This is a genomic window from uncultured Brevundimonas sp., assembly GCF_937863155.1.
In the GTDB taxonomy this organism is placed as follows: domain Bacteria; phylum Pseudomonadota; class Alphaproteobacteria; order Caulobacterales; family Caulobacteraceae; genus Brevundimonas.
The window spans coordinates 14,998-35,057 of record NZ_CALMFB010000056.1 but is presented as its reverse complement, the minus strand read 5'-3'; the positions used below and the strand labels follow the sequence as shown (position 1 = coordinate 35,057).

Genomic DNA, 20,060 nt, shown 5'->3' with positions numbered 1-20,060 from the left:
GCCCCAGGTGAACAGATGCCAGGCCAGTTCGCGCATGCCCGAGGCGCGGAACCGCACGATCACCGATCCGTCCGGCTGGTCTTCCAGCGCCTGGGTCGGGTGCCAGCGCCAGCCCCGCGCCTCGGCCGCGCCTTCGGAGCTGATGCGCAGGGCCACGTCCTCGATCTGGTCCTGATAGATGCCGAACGACTGGCTGGCGAAGGCGCCCAGGTCGAAGTCGGCGGGCGGCGGGGCATGGCCGTCCTGGGCCTCGACCCCGCTCATCCGGTCCAGGCGGAAGGTCTGGACCTTGGCCGTCTCGCGGTCGGCGGCCACCAGATAGTTGGCCCGCCCGAACATCAGGCCGCAGGGCGCCACGCTGCGTCGTCTCGGCTCGGCGCCGGGCCGCGAATACAGGAAGCCCAGCGGCCGCTGGGCCAGCAAGGCGTTGCGGATTTCCGCCAGCATGGCCTCGTCCGCCGTCGGACGCGGCCCGGCCTGGACGGCGATGGTCTCGGCCCGGACCAGGGCTTCCAGATCCGGCGCCAGGCGGTTCAGGGTGGCGGACCGCATGGCCGCCTTGACCTTGCGCTCCAGCCCTTCCAGCGCCGCCGCCCGCGCCGGTTCGCCCGCCGCGCGCAAGCCTTGCGCCGCCTTGGTCAGCTCCAGCATCTCGGTCGCGGTCGGCGCCTGTTCGAACCCGTTCAGACCGCCCCGGATGCGCCACCGCTTGGTCGGCGGGTCCGACACCTCTTCCGCCAAGGGAAACAGCATCAGCACCGCATCGCGCATCCGCTCGGCCGTGCGACGGCCGACGCCCATCTCGCGCGCCATTTCGTCCAGCGTCAGCCCCTCGGCCGAGGCCGCCAGGCGCCGCGCCAGTTCGATGACCATGACCGCCTTGTCGTGCCGCATGCGCTGACCCTCCAAATGACACGACCGTTTCTGACGCAATGCCGCAGCATTGTCCACTCATCGGAACCGCCGACCAGATGTGGAGAACCCCCATGGCCCGCTTCGCCCCCGCCGCCACCGTCAACGCCAGCCGCTATCTGATCGTGCCGTGCGAGGCCGAAGGCTGCGCCGATCTGGCCGTTATCTGGGACCGGCTGGAGGAACAGGTGGTCGATGTCATCTCGGCCGCCGCCGCCGTGCGCTACACCGACGAAGACGCCCTGTGGGACGAAGGCCGTCCCGAAGCCCGGACCGACGCCCCGACCGACGCAGAGGTCGATTTCTGGGACGCCGCCGACCACCGCCTGGCGGCCTGAACCCTCAGTCCGGGTGACGTGCGCGGGTCGAGGCGGCGGACGCCACGGCCAGGGCCCGCACCACGTCCAGATCGATCTTGTTCAGGTCGGTGACGTAGACGCACGACAGGCTGGACTTGTGCGGTCCCAGCCGGGCCAGCAGGACCTCCCGCTCGGGAAACTCGGGCGCGAAATACAGCACCAGATTGGTCTTGCGCGGCGAAAACCCATGCAGCGGCCATTCGCCGGTCGGCCCCTTATAGCGGCCATAGCCGATGATCGACGGCCCCCACATGACGCCCTTCTCGCCGCTGACCTGGGTCAGAAGCTTGTGGATCACCATGGCATCGGCGCGGCGCTTTGCATGGTCGACCGTGGCGATGAAATCCTCGACCGGAACGTCGGTGGGTTTGGTCTTGGGTTCGGACGCCATCTACAGCCCCTTCACGATCCCTTCGACCATCTTCTTGGCGTCGGCGAACAGCATCATGGTGTTGTCGCGGAAGAACAGTTCGTTCTCGACCCCCGCATAGCCCGCCGCCATGCCGCGTTTGACGAACAGCACCGTGCCGGCCTTTTCGACGTCCAGAACCGGCATGCCGAAGATGGGCGAGGCGGGGTTGGTCTTGGCGGCCGGATTGGTCACGTCATTGGCGCCGATGACGAAGGCGACGTCGCACGAACTGAACTCGCTGTTGATGTCCTCCAGCTCGAACACCTCGTCATAGGGCACGTTGGCTTCGGCCAGCAGCACGTTCATGTGGCCGGGCATGCGACCGGCGACGGGGTGGATGGCGTATTTCACCTCGACCCCCTCCTCCTTCAGCTTGTCGGCCATTTCGCGCAGGGCGTGCTGGGCCTGGGCCACCGCCATGCCGTATCCCGGCACGATGATGACCTTGCTGGCGTTCTTCATGATGAAGGCGGCGTCGTCGGCGCTGCCCTGTTTGACCGGCCGGGTTTCGACGTGGCCGCCGCCCGAAGCCGCCGCATCACCGCCGAACCCGCCCAGGATGACGCTGAAGAAGCTGCGATTCATGCCCTTGCACATGATGTAGCTCAGGATCGCGCCCGAAGAGCCGACCAGGGCGCCGGTGATGATCAGGGCGATGTTCTCCAGCGTGAATCCCAGGGCCGCCGCCGCCCAGCCGGAATAGGAGTTCAGCATCGACACAACCACCGGCATGTCGGCCCCGCCGATGGGGATGATCAGGGTGGCCCCCAGCACCAGGGCGATGACGAACACCCCCCAGAAGGCCCAGGTCGCCGTGCCCCCCGACCCGATCATCACCCCGATCAGCAGCACCATCCCCAGGGCCAGGGCGATGTTGATCAGGTGCCGCGCCGGCAGGATGATCGGCGCGCCCGACATGTTGCCGTTCAGCTTGGCGAAGGCGATGACCGAGCCGGTGAAGGTGATGGCCCCGATGGCCACGCCCAGGCTCAGTTCGATGATCGAGGCGATCTTGATGCCGCCCGCCCCGTCCGAAATGCCGAAGGCCACAGGCGCATAGACGGCGCCGACCGCGACCAGGCACGCCGCCATGCCGACCAGCGAGTGGAAGGCGGCCACCAGTTGCGGCATCTGGGTCATGGCCACGCGGTTGGCGATCACCGCCCCGATACCGCCGCCGACCACCACGCCCCCCGCGATCAGCCCCAGCGTCAGCGGGTCCAGCGCCCCGGTGGTCCCCAGCGTCAGCAAGGTGACGCCGATGGCCAGGGCCATGCCGATCATGCCGAAGGTGTTGCCTTGGCGGCTGGTCTCGGGGCTGGACAGGCCCCGCAACGACAGGATGAACAGGACGCCCGCCGCCAGATAGGCCAGGGCCGCGATGGATGCGTTCATGGGTTCAGCCCCCCTGCCCCGGTCTCATGGTGCGCGTCAGCCGCCACAGGGCGGCGGCGATGAAGATCGGCCCCAGCACCAGCAGAACCCAGTCGAAGGCGCTGAGCGCCCGGCTCTGCACCAGCACCCGGGCGATGATGGCCGAAAACAGCAGCACCACGCCGCAGTCGCGAAAGCGCAGCTTCTGGATCGGATCGCGCACCCCCAGCCAGCTCCAGACCCACAGGCCCAGGCCGATGCCCGTGGCGGCCCACGAGGCGGTGACGGCGATGCGCACGGCGTCGGGCGTCATCGCGTCTCGGCCGCCGGCTTGGGTTTGTCCTTCTTGCGGTACATGGCCAGCATGCGTCGGGTGACCATGAAGCCGCCGAAGATGTTGACGCTGGCCAGGGTCACGGCCGCCACGCCCGCCCCCTTGGCGATCCAGCCGTTCACGCCGCCGGCGTCGCCCGACAGGGCCGCCGCCGCCAATATGCCGCCCACGATGATGACGCTGGAAATGGCGTTGGTCACGGCCATCAACGGCGTATGCAGGGCAGGCGTCACCGACCAGACGACATAATAGCCGACGAAGATCGCCAGCACGAAGATGGCCAGTCGGAAGACGGTGGGATCGACGTGTTCCATCAGCCTCTCACTCCTTCATGCACCACGGCGCCGCCGTGGGTGACGACGGCGGCTTTCAGGATTTCCTCTTCCAGATCCACCGCCAACGCCCCGTCCTTCACCAGCAGGTCCAGGAAGGCGACCAGGTTGCGGGCGTAAAGGGCGCTGGCGTCCGCCGCGATGCGGCCGGGCAGGTTGGCGGGGGCGACGATGGCGACGCCGTTCGCCGTGACCGTTGTCTCGTTCAGCTTGGCGCCCTGGACATTGCCGCCGTTCTCGATGGCCAGGTCGACGATGACCGAGCCGGGCTTCATCGAGGCCACATGGTCCGCCGTGACCAGCACCGGGGCCGCCCGGCCGGGGATCAGGGCGGTGGTGATGACGATGTCCTGTTTCCTGATGTGCTCGCCGGTCAGGGCCGCCTGTTTGGCCATATATTCGGCCGACATGGGCTTGGCGTAGCCGCCGGCAGTCTGGGCGTTGGCGAACTCTTCGTCCTCGACCGCGATGAATTTGGCGCCCAGGCTTTCGACCTGTTCTTTCGTCGCGGGCCGCACGTCGGTGGCGGTGACCACGGCGCCCAGGCGCCGCGCCGTGGCGATGGCCTGAAGCCCCGCCACGCCCACGCCCATGACGAAGACCTTGGCCGGAGCGACCGTGCCGGCGGCCGTCATCATCATGGGGAAGCCGCGGCCATAGGCGGCGGCCGCCTCGATCACCGCGCGATATCCGGCCAGGTTCGCCTGGGACGACAGCACGTCCATGACCTGAGCGCGGGTGATGCGGGGCACGAACTCCATGGCGAAGGCGGTTGCCCCCGCCCCTTTCAGCGCCTCTACCGTATCCTTCTCGCGATAGGCGTCCAGCATGGCGATCACGACCGCGCCGGATTTCAGGGCGCTGATCTCCTGGGCTGTCGGGCCGCGCACCTTCAGCAGGACATCGGCGTGGGCCAGGGCGGCCTTGGTGTCCTTGGCCACGGTCGCGCCGGCGGCGGCATAGTCGGCGTCGGGAATGGACGAGCCCAGGCCCGTTCCGGCCTCGACCGTGACGGTCGCGCCCAGAGCGATCAGCTTCTTCACCGTCTCGGGCGTGACGGCGCAGCGGGTTTCGCCTTCACGGCGTTCGCGGGTGACGGCGACGGCGACGGCCAAGCGAATCTCCCCGTTCGTTCGGAACGGTCAGACGTTAGGCCGAATGTCGTGGACCCGTCAAAGACGGGAGGGGGATCAGTGCGCCTGGGGCTTGGAGCGCAGGCCGAACCAGCCGACGACCGACAGCACGACAGCCGCGATCAGGCCGCCGATGAAGCTGCCGCCCGGCTGGAACCAGATCACCAGGAACAGGATCAGGGCGGCGGTGCCCAGCGTGCCCCATTTGGCCAGGGCCATGAACAGGTCCCAGGTCGAGACCTGCTCGCTGATCTCCTGCGAGCCGCGCTGATAGTCGTCGGTGTGGTCGGCGCCGGCCATGAGGGAATCCCGGATCAGAGAATTGGAGCTGTCGCCGCTCTTATAGCCACGCGCGCCGCCCGCTCAAGTCCATGTGGTGTCGATCTCAACGCGCCAGTTGCGGATGACGGGCTTCAAAGGGGGTGAAATTGTCGCCCACATCGACCGCAAGGCGACGCGCCTGCTCCAGATCTTCGCGTCCCGCGGCGTCGCCCAGCGCCAACCGGGCCAGGCCGCGACCATAGAGCGAAGCCGCCTGGTTCGGTTGCCCGATCAGAGCCTGATCATAGGCGGCGCGCGCCTCCTCGTACCGACCCAGTTGCAGCAGGACCAGGGCGCGACTGTCCACCATGCTGGCGTCGCCGGTGGCGGCGGCGACGTCGCAGTCGGCCAGGGCACGGTCCAGATCGAAGCCGGTGATGCCCTGGTTCCAGCACAGGGTGTTCATCAGCACGGGCGCGCCGCCGGCCATGCCGCGCAGGGCGTCGAAATCGGCCCGCGCCCCCACGGCGTCCCCGGCCCGCGCCCGCACCTCGGCCCGCATGGCCAGCAGGTTGAAATCGGCTGCAGAGCCGGCGATGGCGGCGTCGATGGCCTGCAACGCCTCATCGAACCGCCCCTGCCGCCGGCCCATGTCCACCAGGGCGTTCAGCGCGACGGCGCTGGTCGGCGCCGCCTCCAGCTTTTCGCGGATCAGAACCCCGGCCTCGTCGTAACGCCCCAGGCGGATCAGGGCGCGCAGTTCGCCCAACAGGCCGGTGTCGCTGGTCGGCGCGGCCGTCTTGACCGCGCGATAATCGGCCAGGGACCGGTCCCAACGGCCGATCTGGTGATAGGAAGCCCCGCGCGCCGACAGGGCCGTCGCATTCGAGGGGTTCAGCCTGAGCGCGACCGAGAGGCTGATGATGGCTTCGGCGTGCCGCCCTTCGGCCCTGGCCACCATGCCCTCGCCGATATTGGCCTCGACATCGGCCGGGTCCAGTTCCAGGGCGCGTTCATAGTCGGCGCGGGCGCCGGCGAAATCATTGGCGTCCAGCCGCACCTCGCCCCGCGTGCGCAGGGCCTGGGCGTTTTCCGGCTCTTTTTCGATGGCCGCGTCCAGCAGGGCGCGGGCGCCTTCGGTGTCGCCCGATCCCCACAGGGCCTCGGCCCGTTCGATCAGGGCTTCGGCATCGTCTTCACCCGGGTTCAGCCGCGCACGGTCGGCCACGGTGGCGGCATAGTTGGCCGGCGCCCGCAACCGGACCACTGTATCCCCAAGGGCCGCCGCCCGCCTGCGCGCCTGATCCATGTCGGCGGCGCTGATCTCGGGGGCCAGGCTGACGATGGTGCTGCTGACGGTGGCCACGCCATCCGCCATGGCGGCGCGGCGGTCGATCCGATACCCCCCAGCCTCCAGCGACTGGTCGCCGCCTTCCAGCTGGAAGCCCTCGCCGCCGTTCGGAAGCACGACCCGGATCGTCATGCGCGTCATCCACGGATGGGCCAGGGTGTAGGGCAGATCGGCATAGGGCGCCTGAAGCCCCTCGCGCTTGGGCTGATGAGGAATGGCGATGGCGGCTTCGGGAAAGCCCAGGACGCGCCCGCCGCTGGTGGCGACCCAACTCTGACGCCCGTGCGCGCGGATGGTCATCTGGAAGGTGTTGGCGTCGTCGTCATAACGGGTGTCGAACGAATCCATGCGCGCCGCACCGGCCTGGCCGTTCATCTGGGCCCGCATCTGGGTCTCCATCTGGTCGCGGGGCACGGCGCCGAATTGCTGGCGCGCCTGAACGGCGGCGTCGCCGCGATAGATCAGGCTGAAGACAAACGGCACCTCGGCGTCCAGCCCGGAAGAGGCGTCCACGTCCACGACCGATTCCACCGTCGGCGCCGACAGCGGCGGCAGATCGATCGGCAGCAGGGCGGCGCCGTCGGCGCGCACCGGCAGAGCCCAGCGATAATCCGGCGGGGTCAGGTCGGCCAGATCGCGATCCCCCACCCGCGCCCCGTCCATCCAGTAGGTCGCGCCATCGACCGTCGCGCGGACGATCACATGGTCGAACCAGCCGACGATCGGCAAACGGTCCGGCAGGCCGTCACCGTTGGTGGTGCTGACCATCACGGCCTCGGCCTCGATCCCCAGTCCGTTCAGCAGGGCCAGCAGCAGGACCGTCTTTCCCTTGCAGTCGCCATAGCGCGTGCGCCAGACCTCATCGGCCGACATGGGCACATAGCCGCCCTCGCCCATCGACAGCGCCAGGTAACGCACCTGGTCCTGAACCAGCCGCAGGGCCGCCGCCGCGCGTGCGGCGTCCGTGGCGTGCTCGGCGCGGATACGCTCGATCTCGGCCGTCAGGGGCGAACCGGCCTCCAGCGTCTGGGCGCGCTGATAAAGGGGGGCCATCAGAACCGACATGGCGCTCCAGTCGGCCATGTCGGTGATCTGGGTGACGCGACGCAGCTGGAACCGACCGGGCAGGTTGGCCGGCAGATGCTCGGGCGCCAGGTCGCGCGCTTCGATCTGATACAGCCAGTCACGGCCCGACCTTTGCGCGCGCACGTCGCTCCAGGGCGCCGTCGCCAGCGCCCGCAACGGCATGTCGCCCGGCCAAGTCGCCCGCAGCCGGTAATAGCCCACCGGCATGGCTGAAGACAGGCTGGTCAGATGCTCGCGATGGGGCGCCAGAACGCCGCCATTGTCGTGAACGGTCAGGACGGTCTCGATGATATCGCCGACCCGCAGATCGCGGGGCTGCAGCGTCGCCGTCAGACGACCATCCAGCATCGAGGATTCCAGATTGTCTTCGCGACGCAGGGTCTGAAAGGTCTGGCCCTCCAGGGCGTCGATGACCTGATCCCCCCGCAGAATACGCACCGCATGGATCACCAGCCGTTCGCGCGGCGGGCTCCATTCGTTGCTGATCGTGCTGACGTACGGCAGGCCCTGGCGCGTCTGCACCTGAATGCGGCGCAGGTGATAGGTGTGCACGCCCTCGGCGTCGAAACGGACCTGTTCGTCCACCGCCAGCAGACGGATGGGCGCATCGTCGGCGGCCGGAAGAGCGTCGGACGGAGGCGTGGGCACGACCCAGTCGGGAACAGGCCCGCGTTCAGGATCCTGGGCCAGACCCTGCGCCAGGGCGGGGCCGCCGATCAGGGTCACAGCGACGACGATCGTCGCGATCACAACTCGCAGCATGCCTCTCCCCGCGCTTTTGACGAGGTCTAGCACGGATCGGCGGTACGGCCAGATTGCACAGCCGCTGGTGGAAATCGCCGTTGCGTCAGCCCATGGCCTCGAACTGATCCACCAGCCGTTCAAGCCGGCGGCAACCGGCGCGCCAGAACTCGGGATCGCGCGGGTTCAGTCCGAACGGAGCCAGGGCCTCGACATAGGTGCGCGTGCCGCCGGCGGCCAGCAGGTCGCGATAAAGGGGCGTGAACCCCGCCGGATCGGCCCGTCGCGCCTCCATCAGCGCCGCCACCAGCAGGTCGCCGAACGCATAGGCGTACACATAGAAGGGCGAGTGGACGAAATGGCTGACATAGCTCCACCAGTGCTCATAGCCGGGGTTCAGCGTCACCGCCGGGCCCAGGCTGGCGCCCATCTCCTCCAGCCAGATCTCGCCGATCCGCTGGGCCGAGACCTCGCCCGCCGCTCGCTCGTCGTGGAAGCGGGTCTCGAAGCGGTGGAAGGCGATCTGGCGCACCACAGTGTTCAACCCGTCCTCGATCCGGCCAGCCAGCAGGCCGCGCTGTTCCGCCGCCGGGGCGGTGGCCAAAAGTCGGTCGAACGTCAGCCCCTCGGCGAAGATCGACGCCGTTTCCGCCAGCGTCAGCGGCGTGTCGCCCAGCAGCGTCCCCTTCTCGGCCGCCAGGGTCTGATGCACCCCATGGCCCAGTTCATGCGCCAGGGTCAGGACGTCGCGCCGTTCGCCCATCCAGTTCAGGAACACATAAGGGTGCCGGTTCGCCGTCACCGGGTGGGCGTAGGCGCCCGACTGTTTGCCCGGCCGCGCCCGCGCGTCGATCCACGGCCGGTCGAAGAACCAGCCCGCCCGCTCGGCGAAGTCGCCGCCCAGGTCGGAAAAACTGTCCAGCACGATCTGGCGGCCCGTGTTCCAGTCGAAGGCGCGCGGGGCGGTGGTCTCGATCGGGGCGTTGCGGTCCCACTGGTCCAGGGTCGCCTTGCCCATGGCCCTGGCCTTCAGGGCGTAATAGCGGTGCGACAGGCGCGGATAGGCGTCGGCCACCGCCTGGGCCATCGCATCCACCGCCTCGCCGTGCACCTCATTGCCCAGGTGGCGGCTGTCGGCCGGGCGTTTGAAACCGCGCCAGCGTTCCTCCATCACCTTGTCGACGGCGACGGTGTTCAGCACCAGGGCCAGGGTCGGAACCCGCTCGGCCAGCGCCTGGTTCAGCCCCTCGGCCGCCGCCTGTCGCCGCGTCGCCTTGGGATCGGACAGGCGGTTCAGCGCCTCGGACAGGGTCAGGTCGTCCTTGCCCGCCTTGACCCGCAGGGCGGCCAGGGTCTCGTCGAACAGGCGCGGCCATTGCGCCGTGATCGGCCCGCGCTCGGCGATGAACCGTTCCAGCTCGGGCGACAGCTCGTGCGGCTTCATGGCCCGCACCCGGCGCAGCCAGGGGCGCCAGCGCGCGGCCCCCGCATCGGCCGCCAGGGCCGCCTCCAGCGCCGCCTCCTCGATGCCGTTGATCTCCAGCGTCACCCAGACGGTCGGGGTGGCGATGGCGGTGATCTTTTCGCGCAGATCCGCCTCGAAGCCTTGCGCCGCCGCATCGTCGCGCGCCGTCGACGCCGCCAGGAAGGCGTAGGCGCCGATCCCGCCCAGGATGTCGGACGCCCGCTCATAAAGGCCGATGGCCCGGTCCAGCAGGCCACCCAGTTCCGCCGCATCACCGGCCGTGGCCGCCAGCCGCCCCTGCAAGCCGTTCAGCTCTTCGACCACGGCGCGGGCGGCGGCCAGGTCGGCGGCCAGCCGGGCGTCCTCGCGCGAGGCGTACAGATCGGACAGATCCCACAGGGGGGCGTCGGCGTTCGGGGCGGGGGTCTTGAAGGGGGCGTTCATGCCCGGATTAGTGGGGTTCGCGGCCGCCCGGCGCAACCGGCCGCTTTCCAAATCCGGCGACTTGGGCCAGCCTGTCCGCGACAAAAAGGGACGCGCCGATGACCCCGACCGACGATCATGGCCGCAACAGTCTGTCAGAGCACAGCTGGGGCGCGACGGGGGCGGCGCGCCTGGCGGTCGGCCTGGTCCAGGGGCTGCTGCTGGCCTGGCTGATCCACGCTGCATCCGGCGCGGCTCCTGCGGCGAACGGAGAGGTGGTGCGCCAGTGGCCGGCGACCCAGCCGCATCTGTACGGCCCGCTGATCCTGGTCGCCGCCTATCTGCCGCCGGTGCTGCTGGCGGGGATCGGTCGGCTGCGGCTGATGACCCTGTTGGCCTGGGGCGTCGGGGCCGGGCTGCTGCTGGCCTTTCTGGGATGGAGCGACATCGCCCGCCAGTCGGTGACCGAGACGCACAATCCGCCCTTCCTGGATTTCCCGCTGCTGCCCTTCGCGGCGGCGGCCCTGTTCATCGGCCATCACCTGATCCTGCCGGCCGACCGCGAGCGGCGGCTGATCGCGGCCTTCCCGACCTATTTCGACACCGCCTGGCTGGCGGGGGTGCAACTGGCGCTGTCGCTGGGCTTCACCCTGGCCTTCTGGCTGCTGCTGAACCTGGGCGCGGCCCTGTTCGGCCTGATCGGCATCAAGCAGCTGAACGATCTGTTGCAGGAGACATGGTTCATCGTCCCGCTGCTCAGCGTCGCCTTCGCCCTGGCGGTGCAGCTGACGGACGTGCGGCCGGGCCTGATCCGGGGGGTGCGGACCGTGGCCCTGATGCTGCTATCGTGGCTGTTGCTGGTCATGACGGTGCTGGTCGGCGGCTTCCTGGCGGCCCTGCCCTTCACCGGCATGGAAGGCCTGTGGAGCACCGGCAGCGCGACGGCCCTGGTGCTGGCGGCGGCGGGCGCCCTGATCATCCTGATCAACACCGCCTATCAGGACGGCCTGCCCGACAACCGGCCGCCGGCGGTGCTGCGCGCCGCGGTGCGCGTGGCGGCCGTGCTGGTGACCCCCCTGGTCGGCATCGCCATCTGGGGCCTGTCCCTGCGCATCGGCCAGTATGGCCCGACGCCGGACCGGATCATTGCGGCGGCCTGCATCGTCGTGGGGGTCGTCTATGCCGCCGGTTACGGCTGGGGCGCGCTGTCGCCCTTCTGGCGGGGCGGCGACTGGATGAAGCCGCTGGAGCGGACCAATGTCTTCGCCGCCGTGCTGACGGTCCTGGTCATCGTCTGCCTGTTCACCCCCATCGCCGATCCGGCGCGCCTGTCGGTGGCCAGTCAGGTGGCGCGGCTGAACGCCGGCAAGGTGGCGCCGGACCGGTTCGACTATCGCTTCCTGCGCTTCGACAGCGGCCGCGCGGGCGAGGCCGCCCTGGCCCGACTGACCCGATCCGACGATGCCGAGATCGCCCGCCGCGCCCGCGAGATGCAGGCCGAAACCAACCGTTACAGCGCGCCGGATACGACTCTGCCGGCCGTCACGCCGGTGTTCGAGGTCTATCCCCTCGGTTCAGCCGCGCCCGAGGGCCTGATCGCGCCGGTGATGGTCGGCGATCCGCGCGCGGCCTGCGTCAAGGCGGGCGACTGCGTCGTCACCCAGATCGACCTGAACGGCGACGGCGCGCCCGAGGCTCTGATCGCCACCGCTCATTCCGTCGAGATGTTCCAGAAGACGGACAAGGGCTGGACCTCGCGCGGGGCCTTCCGCCCGGCCGTCTGCGGCGATGGCGCGCGCAACGCCGCCGACCCGCGCCAGATGATGCGCGACGGCCGCATCGCCGCGCGCGAACCGATGTGGCCCGACCTGAGCATCGGAGATTCCCCGGCGCGGCTGGACCGCTGGCCCTATTGCGACGGGCAGTCTTAACCCGGCGGTCACCACGCCTGCCAACGCGAATTTCACCTCATCGCCCTAGAAATCGTCCCGAAACGAGCCAGTCCCGCCAAGAGGACGGCCGATGCTGATGATGGGTGACCCGCATGTCCAAGACCGTTCTGGTGGTCGATGACGATCCGACCCAGCGCCGCCTGATGCAGGCGGTGCTGGAGCGCGACGGTTACGCCGTGGCCCATGCCGAGGACGGGGGCCAGGCCATCGACCGCATGACCGCGGGCGGCGGAGCGGATCTGGTGCTGCTGGACCTGGTGATGCCGGGCCTGTCGGGGCTGGAGACCCTGGCCGAGATGCGGGCGGCGGGCGTGACCGCGCCGGTCATCGTGCTGACCGCCAATGCGGGGGTGGAGACGGTGGTCAAGGCCATGCAGGCCGGGGCCCAGGACTTCTTCGTCAAGCCGGTGTCAGCCGAGCGGCTGCTGGTGGGCGTGTCGAACGCCCTGGCCCTGATCCGGCTGGAGGCCGAGGTCGGCCGCCTGACCAAGCGGGTTCAGGGGCGCGCCAGTTTCGATGATCTGGTCGGCGACGGCCCAGCCATGCGGATGGTCAAGTCGCTGGGTGCGCGCGCCGCCAAATCGACCATTCCGGTGCTGATCACCGGCGAAAGCGGCGTGGGCAAGGAAGTCATCGCCCGCGCCCTGCACGGCGCCAGCGACCGGGCGGGCAAGCCGTTCGTGGCGGTCAACTGCGGCGCCCTGCCGGTCAATCTGATTGAATCCATCCTGTTCGGGCACGAAAAGGGCGCCTTCACCGGGGCGGTCGAAAAGACCCTGGGCAAGTTCCGCGAGGCGGACGGCGGCAGCCTGTTCCTGGACGAGATCGGCGAACTGCCGCTGGACATGCAGGTCAAGCTGCTGCGCGCCATCCAAGAGAGCGAGGTCGATCCCGTCGGCGGCAAGCGGCCGGTCAAGATCGACGTGCGCATCCTCTCGGCCACCAACCGCGACCTGTCGCAACAGGTGACCGAAGGCGGTTTCCGCGAGGATCTGTTCTATCGGCTGAACGTCTTTCCGATCGAGGCGCCGGCCCTGCGTGACCGGCGCGAGGACATCCCGGCCCTGGTCGATCGCTTCATCGCCCGCTTCAACGCCGAGGAAGGCAAGCGGGTCGCCGGATGCGCGCCCGAGACCCTGGCCCTGCTGCAAGGCTTCGAGTGGCCCGGGAACGTGCGCCAGCTGGAGAACGCCGTGTTCCGCGCCATCGTCCTGGCCGATGCGCCCTTCCTGCAACCGCACGATTTCCCGGCCATCTCGGGCCTAGCCGCGCCCCTGCCGGACGCGTCTGACGCGCCTGCGCCGACCCCGACCGTCGAACTGCCGCCCCTGCCCGAGACGCCGATCCGGGTGGTGGACGACCGCGGCCATCTGCGGACGCTGGAGGAGATCGAGCGCGACCTGATCCAGCACGCCATCGAGGTCTATGCCGGCCACATGAGCGAGATCGCGCGCCGCCTGGGCATCGGCCGCTCCACCCTGTACCGCAAGGTGCGCGAACAGGGCCTGGAAGGGGCGATCAAGGAGGCGGGCTAGAGCGAATATCCGGGTTCGGTCGAGTCCAACTCAACCGAACGGGGACCGGCCGACGGGTTTCAGGGGCCGGGTTCAGTCCGAATGTCGCGCGGCGTCCTGAGCCCCCGCGTTGATCTGGTCCAGTTCGAACCGGATCGCCCGGCGGTTGCTTTGCGCGACCCGCTTGTAGCCGACGAAGCCCGTGACGAACCCCCCCAGCGTGATCAGGCCCGCGATCAGCAGGTTGTTCATGGCCGACCATCCGTAGAAGGCCGAAACCGCCAGATCCCCGCCCAGCGCGACCACGGCTACGCACAGACCGGCCATCCAGGCCCCCCCAGTGGGTGCGGGCGCATAACGCTCTGCCCGATCCTTTGCCAAAACCTGCCGCGCGTCCTTGTCCATGCGCTCAATATAGGCGCCGGTTGTGTCCGTAAGGCGTCTAGGCCGCACAATAAGCTAGATGTCGTCGTTTTTGATCGCCGACGACCGCTTTGACGCTGCGCCCTTCGCCTTCTTCGTGATCTCTTTCAGCTTGCGGCCCTGCATCGCCGACAGGGCCTGGCCCGGCGCGCCCTTTTCGGGGTCGGCGAAGGCGCGGCCGTGGGTCTTCACCCGCTCGCTGACCGAATCCAGGAACTCGCCTTCCCATTCCGAGAGCTGGACGCCGGCCTTCTCGGCCGCGCGTTTGGCGCGTTTCAGGGCGTTGACGGCCGCGCGCTGGGCGGCCTTGCGCTCGGCCTCGAACGGGCTGGGCGGCGTTTTCGATGCGGACGCGGATCGAGGGCCGCCCTCGGCGGGCGGCTTTCGCGGGCCGAAGCCTGTGCGCTTGAGGCTCAGACCTCGCCCAGGGCCGACAGGTAGAGGTCCAGGATCGCCTCTTCCTCCTGACGCTTGGCCTTGTCCTGCTTGCGGATGCGGATGACCTTGCGCAGCGTCTTGACGTCGTAGCCTTCGCCCTTGGCCTCGGCGAAGACCTCCTTCTGGTCGGCCATGACGGCCTGTTTGTCTTCTTCCAGACGCTCCAGCCGCTCGATGATGGTGCGCAGCCGCCCCTGGGCCGACGAGGTCAGAACGTCGGGGGAGGCGTCGAAGGAAGCGTCGTCGGGCATCTTTGGTCCTTGTGCGCTATCGCTCGGGACGCGGTCCCTCGCTGCTTGAGCGCGTATGAGTTTGGGTCAGAGAGGCTTAACCACGCCCCGCGCGCGGCCTCAACGCCAGGCGCGAAAAAGGCCACGGACAAAGCCCGCAGCCTGTGGATTTTTTCGCCGTGTCAAAGCGGCGCGCCGAGAGCGCGCTGCGGGCTGAAATCAGCCCTGCTTGGCCTTGAAGCGCGGGTCGGTCTTGTTGATCACATAGACCACGCCCTTGCGACGCACGATCTTGCAGTCGCGGTGGCGACCCTTGAGCGACTTGAGCGAGCTGCGGACCTTCATGGTCTTCGTCCTGAGGCAAAGCAAAATAGAAAAGCCGCGGGCGGACCTGCGGCGGAGCGGTGCGTATAGAGAGGGCTGGCCCCGGCGTCAACCGGGTTCGGCGATCCTTGGAGGCCTGGCCTCCGAGTTGAACGGAGGGTCTTCGGGCTTGCACGCCCGACGCGTCGCCCCTCCGCCACCAGGCCGTCAGAAGGAACACGCGGGTTTTATCCGGCGGCCGTTAACAAGCCGCAATCAGGCACGGTTATTGCTGGATAAACCACGCCTGCCGCAACGCTTCGCGCGCCCATGCGCTAAGATGATGTGGCAACCGCCATTCGGGATTCGGGGAGACCGCCCAGAACCATGCGTATCGATGCTCGCCTGCTGCTGATCGGCGCCGTCGCGGCCTGTGCGCCGATGATGCCGGAATCGCCCACGACCCAGCCGCCGGCGCCTTCGCCGCTGATTCCCGCCCCGACCCCGACCCCGACCCCCGCCCCGGCGACGCCGACCGCGCCCGCCCTGCCCGATGCGGCCGGGTTCGAGGGATGGAAGCAGGGCTTCCTGGCCCGCCACGGCGGCGCCCGCCGCGCCGCCTATGAGCGCGAGATGGCCGGGCTGACGCCCGATCCGTCGGTCGTGCGCCTGGACAACAACCAGCCCGAGTTCAGCCGTCCCGCCGGCGCCTATGTCCAGAACGCCGTCACCGCCACCCGCATCGCCCAGGCCCGCCAGCGCATCGATCGCGTGCCGTGGGGCGTGGTCCAGCGCACCGGTGTGCCGTCCGAAATCCTGGTCTCCATCTGGGCCCAAGAAAGCGCCTTCGGCCAGGTCCAGGGCGACTATGACGTCATCCGCTCGCTGGCGACCCTGGCCTATGACGGCCGCCGCCGCGACTGGGCCGAGGCCCAGTTGAAGAATGCGCTGGACATCGTGCTGGACGGCCGCCGCTCGCGCGCGGGGCTGAAGGGCAGCTGGGCCGGGGCCATGGGCCAGACCCAGTTCATGCCCGACAACTATCTGCGCCTGGGCGTCGACGAGGACGGCGACGGCCAGGTCGATATCTGGAACTCGGACGCCGACGCCCTGGCCTCGGCCGCCAATCTGTTGGCGCGCGCGGGCTGGAAACGGGGCCAGAGCTGGGGCTACGAGGTCACCGTGCCGTCCGGCTTCGACTACGCCCTGGCCGAGGGGCCGCGCCATGACTGGGCCTTCTGGGCTGCGCGCGGTGTGCGGTTGGCCAATGGCGGCGCGCCCAATGCGGCCGAGGCGGCGGAACAGGCGACCATCCTGCTGCCCCAGGGCGCCAATGGCCCGGCCTTCCTGGCCCTGCCCAACCACTATGTCATCCGCGCCTACAACAACTCGGTCAGCTACGCCCTGGCCATCGGCCTGACGGCGGACGGCATCCAGGGCAAGCCGGCCCTGAGCCGCGCCTGGCCCAATGACGCCCCCCTGACGCGAGATCAGCGCATCGGCGCCCAGTCGGCCCTGACGCGGCTGGGCTATGACACCAAGGGGGTGGACGGCGTGGTCGGCGCCAACACCCGCGCGGCCCTGCGCCAGTGGCAACAGGCGAACGGCCGCACGCCGGACGGCTATCTGACCGCCGCCTTGGCCGACGAGCTGATCCGACGCGGACAGTGATCCCCCGCCCCATCCCGCCTTGACTTAACCGGGCCGGGCGGGATGAAGGACGGGCGGCCCCTCCCCCGCCGCGCCTGCCCCTTGCGTGGTTCCCATGTCCCGTGTCCGCAACGCCGCCCTGCGCGCCAAGATCATGTCGGCCCAGGATGCGGCCGCCCACATCCGCCCCGGTTCGGCGGTGGGCATGAGCGGCTTCACCGGCTCGGGCTATCCCAAGGTGGTGCCGCCGGCGCTGGCGGCGCGGATGCAGGCGGCGCACGATGCGGGGGACGTCTTCCGCGTTCGGGTGTGGACCGGCGCCTCGACCGGGCCGGAGCTGGACGGCGCCCTGGCCCAGGCCGACGGGGTCGAATTCCGCCTGCCCTACAACTCGGACCCCATCGCCCGCGACAAGATCAACGCCGGGCGGATGGAATATCTGGACATGCATCTGAGCCAGGTCGCGCCGATGGCGTGGCAGGGCTTTCTGGGGCCGCTGGACACCGCCGTGGTCGAGGTGTCGGCCATTCAGGAGGACGGGTCGCTGGTCCCCTCCTCGTCCATCGGCAACAACAAGACCTGGCTGGACCGCGCCGACCAGGTGATCCTGGAGGTCAACGCCTGGCAGAACCCGGCGCTGGAGGGGATGCACGACATCTATTACGGCACGGCCCTGCCGCCGAACCGCGTGCCCATTCCCCTGACCCGCGCCGACCAGCGCATCGGCCAGGCCAGCTTCCGCATCGACCCGGCCAAGGTGGTCGCGGTGGTCGAAACCGAGGCGCCGGACCGCAACCTGCCCTTCGCCGCGCCGGACGACGCGGCCGCCGCCATCGCCGGCCACCTGATCGAATTCCTGAAGAACGAGGTGAAGCAGGGCCGCCTGCCCGCCGCCCTGCTGCCGCTGCAATCGGGGGTCGGCAATGTCGCCAACGCCGTGCTGGCGGGGCTTCAGGACAGCCCGTTCGAGCGCATGGCCGCCTATACGGAGGTGTTGCAGGACGGCATGCTGGACCTGCTGGATTCGGGCAAGCTGACGGTCGCCTCGGCCACCGCCTTTTCGCTCAGCCCCGAGGCGGCGGCCGACCTGAACCGCCGCATGGACCGGTTCCGCGACAAGATCATCCTGCGGCCCCAGGAGATTTCGAACCACCCGGAGATCATCCGCCGCCTGGGCTGCATCGCCATGAACGGCCTGATCGAGGCCGACATCTACGGCGCCGTGAACTCGACCCACGTCATGGGTTCGCGCATCCAGAACGGCATCGGCGGATCGGGCGATTTCGCCCGCAACGCCTACATTTCCTGCTTCGTCACGCCGTCGACGGCCAAGGGCGGCAAGATCTCGGCCATCGTGCCCATGGCCAGCCACGTCGACCACATCACCCAGGACGTGCAGGTGATCGTGACGGAGCAGGGCCTGGCGGACCTGCGCGGCCTGTCGCCGAAACAGCGGGCGCGGGTCATCATCGACAACTGCGCCCACCCCGATTACCGCGACGCGCTGGAAGACTATCACCAGCGCGCCCTGGCCGGGTCCTACGGCCTGCAGACGCCGCACCTGCTGACCGAGGCCGTGTCGTGGCACCAGCGGTTCGTGGAAACCGGCTCGATGAAGCCCTAACCGATCAGGGCGCGGGCGGCGGCGCGGGCCTCGTCCGTCACCTGGGCGCCGGACAGCATGCGGGCGATCTCTTCCTGGCGGCGGGCGTCGTCCAGGGGCTGGACCGTGGTGTGGGTGCGCCCCTCGGCGTCGGCCTTCATCACCTTCCAGTGGGCGTCGCCGCGCGCGGCCACCTGGGGGCTGTGGGTCACGACCAGCACCTGGGCGCCGCGCGACAGCCGCTCCAGCCGCCGCCCCACCGCTTCGGCCACGGCGCCGCCCACGCCCTGGTCCACCTCGTCGAAGATCATCACCGGCTGGCGCTGGCCCTCGCGTCCGGCCAGGGCCGCCTTCATAGCCAGGGCGAAGCGCGCCAGCTCCCCGCCCGAGGCCACCGAATCCAGCGGCCCGAACGGCGTGCCGGCGTTGGTGGCGATCTGGAACCGGGCCGTCTCGACGCCGCCGGGGCCGCGCCGCCCGGCCTCGACCGGCTCCAGCGCCACGCGGAACCGCGCGCGGTCCAGCTTCAGCGGACCCAGCTCCTCCATCACGGCGTCGGTCAGGCGACCGGCCGCCGCTTCCCGTCCCGACGACAGCATGGCCGCCACGGCGTCGTAATCCTGGGCCGCCTGGGCCGCCGCGCGACCGGCCGCCGACAGGGCGTCGGCCCCGTCCTCGATCAGGCGCAGTTGTTCGCGCAGGCGCACCCGCAGGTCCGGCAGGGCCTCGACCGTGGTGTTCAGTTTGCGCGCCGCAGCTCGCAGGGCGAACAGCCGCTCCTCGGCCCGGTCAAGCCGCCCAGGCTCGAAATCGAAGGCGTCGGCGGCGGCGTCGACCGCCGCCACGGCCTCGGTCGCCTCGACCAGCGCCCGGTCGATGGCCTCGGCCGCCAAACCCAGCCGGTGGATCACCGGATGTTCGGGATCGGCGCCCGCCTGGGCCGCGCGCTGACGGGCGTGTTCGACGGCGCGCAGGGCCGCCGCCAGCTTCTGGCCCAGCTTGTCGCCGCCCAGCTGGGTGCGGGCGTCCGACAGGTCGGCCAGGGCCTTTTCCGCCGCGCCCAGCACGGCGCGCTCGCCGGCCAGTTCGGTCTCTTCTTCGGCGCGAGGGTCCAGGGCGTCCAGTTCGGCCAGGTTCAGCGCCATTTCCTCGGACCGGGCCGCCGCATCGGCCGCCTGGGCCCGCAGGTCCGCCAGATGCGCCTCGGCCGCCTTCAGCCGTTCGGACGCGCCCGCCACGGCCGCGACCTGGGGCGCCAGACCGCCATAGGCGTCCAACAGACCCCGATGGGTCTTCCAGTCCAGCAGGCCGACGGTCTCGTGCTGGCCATGCACCTCGACCAGGCGGGCGCCGATCTCGCGCATCGCCGCCACGCCGGCCGGCTGGTCGTTGATGAAGGCCTTGCCGCGCCCGTCGGCCCCGACGACGCGGCGCAGGATCAGGTCTTCGCCCGGCGCGACCTCGAAGCCCCGTTCGGCCAGCAGCGCCAGCAGATCCTCGTCATCCGGGGCGGTGAAGACGGCGGTGGCCGATCCCTGTCTGGCCCCCGCGCGCACCAGGGCCGCATCCCCGCGTCCGCCCAGCGCCAGGCCCAGGGCGTCCAGAATGATCGACTTGCCCGCCCCGGTCTCGCCGGTCAGCACGATCAGGCCGCCCGGGACATCGAGGTCCAGGGCGTCGATCAGAACGATGTCGCGGATGGAAAGGGCTGTCAGCATGGGAATCGGCTTCCCACACTAACAGCCCGACCAGAACCGGAACAGA

The 20,060-nt window shown here is 69.7% G+C and carries 19 protein-coding genes and 1 tRNA gene; 5 read left to right on the top strand and 15 right to left on the bottom strand.

The window, feature by feature from the left end; translation table 11 throughout:
- The coding region (locus tag Q0581_RS09020; protein WP_298699546.1) for a YafY family protein at nt 1-894 on the bottom strand (894 nt) is incomplete at its 3' end.
- A 92-nt stretch (nt 895-986) separates the two neighbouring features.
- On the opposite strand from Q0581_RS09020, the gene Q0581_RS09015 reads away from it, so the two are divergent.
- The gene (locus Q0581_RS09015) at nt 987-1,250 is read left to right on the top strand and encodes a hypothetical protein (RefSeq protein ID WP_298699544.1); all 264 of its coding nucleotides are present in this window, start codon (nt 987-989) and stop codon (nt 1,248-1,250) included.
- 4 nt (nt 1,251-1,254) lie between these two features.
- On the opposite strand, the gene Q0581_RS09010 is transcribed toward Q0581_RS09015, so the two are convergent.
- From Q0581_RS09010 to Q0581_RS08975, 8 genes are all read right to left on the bottom strand, one after another.
- Complete coding sequence (locus tag Q0581_RS09010) at nt 1,255-1,662, bottom strand: DUF1801 domain-containing protein (RefSeq protein ID WP_298699543.1); 408 nt, start codon at nt 1,660-1,662, stop codon at nt 1,255-1,257.
- Nucleotides 1,663-3,078, bottom strand: coding sequence for an NAD(P)(+) transhydrogenase (Re/Si-specific) subunit beta (locus tag Q0581_RS09005; RefSeq protein ID WP_298699542.1), 1,416 nt, complete (start codon nt 3,076-3,078; stop codon nt 1,663-1,665).
- Between the two features lie 4 nt (nt 3,079-3,082).
- The gene (locus Q0581_RS09000; protein WP_298699540.1) at nt 3,083-3,370 is read right to left on the bottom strand and encodes a hypothetical protein; all 288 of its coding nucleotides are present in this window, start codon (nt 3,368-3,370) and stop codon (nt 3,083-3,085) included.
- Nucleotides 3,367-3,705 (bottom strand): NAD(P) transhydrogenase subunit alpha, encoded by a 339-nt coding sequence (locus Q0581_RS08995; RefSeq protein ID WP_298699538.1) that lies wholly within the window; start codon nt 3,703-3,705, stop codon nt 3,367-3,369. Before Q0581_RS08995 ends, Q0581_RS09000 begins: the two co-directional genes overlap by 4 nt.
- On the bottom strand, nt 3,705-4,838 hold the full coding sequence (locus Q0581_RS08990) for a Re/Si-specific NAD(P)(+) transhydrogenase subunit alpha (RefSeq protein WP_298699536.1): 1,134 nt from the start codon (nt 4,836-4,838) through the stop codon (nt 3,705-3,707). The genes Q0581_RS08995 and Q0581_RS08990 overlap by 1 nt, the downstream gene beginning before the upstream one ends.
- A gap of 75 nt (nt 4,839-4,913) precedes the next feature.
- Entirely contained in the window at nt 4,914-5,156 is a 243-nt protein-coding gene (locus Q0581_RS08985) for an aa3-type cytochrome c oxidase subunit IV (protein ID WP_298699535.1), read from the bottom strand.
- An 85-nt stretch (nt 5,157-5,241) separates the two neighbouring features.
- Entirely contained in the window at nt 5,242-8,316 is a 3,075-nt protein-coding gene (locus Q0581_RS08980; RefSeq protein WP_298699534.1) for a tetratricopeptide repeat protein, read from the bottom strand.
- Nucleotides 8,317-8,401: 85 nt separating this feature from the next.
- Nucleotides 8,402-10,204 carry a M3 family oligoendopeptidase gene (locus Q0581_RS08975; RefSeq protein ID WP_298699533.1) on the bottom strand — a complete coding sequence of 601 codons (1,803 nt, stop codon included), beginning with the start codon at nt 10,202-10,204 and terminating at the stop codon, nt 8,402-8,404.
- A gap of 98 nt (nt 10,205-10,302) precedes the next feature.
- On the opposite strand from Q0581_RS08975, the gene Q0581_RS08970 reads away from it, so the two are divergent.
- Nucleotides 10,303-12,114 carry a DUF4153 domain-containing protein gene (locus tag Q0581_RS08970; RefSeq protein ID WP_298699532.1) on the top strand — a complete coding sequence of 604 codons (1,812 nt, stop codon included), beginning with the start codon at nt 10,303-10,305 and terminating at the stop codon, nt 12,112-12,114.
- Between the two features lie 113 nt (nt 12,115-12,227).
- The gene (locus Q0581_RS08965) at nt 12,228-13,670 is read left to right on the top strand and encodes a sigma-54 dependent transcriptional regulator (RefSeq protein ID WP_298699530.1); all 1,443 of its coding nucleotides are present in this window, start codon (nt 12,228-12,230) and stop codon (nt 13,668-13,670) included.
- A gap of 72 nt (nt 13,671-13,742) precedes the next feature.
- Here the strand turns inward: Q0581_RS08965 and Q0581_RS08960 are convergent, their stop codons facing one another.
- The 5 genes from Q0581_RS08960 to Q0581_RS08940 all read right to left on the bottom strand — a co-directional run bounded on the left by Q0581_RS08960 (nt 13,743) and on the right by Q0581_RS08940 (nt 15,270).
- Nucleotides 13,743-13,976, bottom strand: a complete 234-nt coding sequence (locus Q0581_RS08960; protein ID WP_298699529.1) for a hypothetical protein — start codon at nt 13,974-13,976, stop codon at nt 13,743-13,745.
- A 132-nt stretch (nt 13,977-14,108) separates the two neighbouring features.
- Nucleotides 14,109-14,264 (bottom strand): hypothetical protein, encoded by a 156-nt coding sequence (locus Q0581_RS14730; RefSeq protein WP_324524226.1) that lies wholly within the window; start codon nt 14,262-14,264, stop codon nt 14,109-14,111.
- A gap of 221 nt (nt 14,265-14,485) precedes the next feature.
- Nucleotides 14,486-14,761 carry a DUF2312 domain-containing protein gene (locus tag Q0581_RS08950; RefSeq protein WP_298699528.1) on the bottom strand — a complete coding sequence of 92 codons (276 nt, stop codon included), beginning with the start codon at nt 14,759-14,761 and terminating at the stop codon, nt 14,486-14,488.
- A gap of 198 nt (nt 14,762-14,959) precedes the next feature.
- Nucleotides 14,960-15,085, bottom strand: coding sequence for a type B 50S ribosomal protein L36 (gene ykgO / locus Q0581_RS08945; RefSeq protein WP_006274063.1), 126 nt, complete (start codon nt 15,083-15,085; stop codon nt 14,960-14,962).
- A 108-nt stretch (nt 15,086-15,193) separates the two neighbouring features.
- Nucleotides 15,194-15,270 (bottom strand) — tRNA-Ala (locus Q0581_RS08940).
- Nucleotides 15,271-15,430: 160 nt separating this feature from the next.
- Here Q0581_RS08940 and Q0581_RS08935 point away from each other — a divergent pair.
- Both Q0581_RS08935 and Q0581_RS08930 read left to right on the top strand, forming a co-directional pair.
- On the top strand, nt 15,431-16,714 hold the full coding sequence (locus Q0581_RS08935; RefSeq protein WP_298699525.1) for a lytic murein transglycosylase: 1,284 nt from the start codon (nt 15,431-15,433) through the stop codon (nt 16,712-16,714).
- Between the two features lie 94 nt (nt 16,715-16,808).
- Entirely contained in the window at nt 16,809-18,317 is a 1,509-nt protein-coding gene (locus tag Q0581_RS08930) for an acetyl-CoA hydrolase/transferase family protein (RefSeq protein WP_298699524.1), read from the top strand.
- Here the strand turns inward: Q0581_RS08930 and recN are convergent.
- Complete coding sequence (gene recN / locus Q0581_RS08925) at nt 18,314-20,014, bottom strand: DNA repair protein RecN (RefSeq protein ID WP_298699522.1); 1,701 nt, start codon at nt 20,012-20,014, stop codon at nt 18,314-18,316. The two genes, Q0581_RS08930 and recN, sit on opposite strands and share 4 nt — an antisense overlap.
- Between the last annotated feature and the right edge of the window lie 46 nt (nt 20,015-20,060).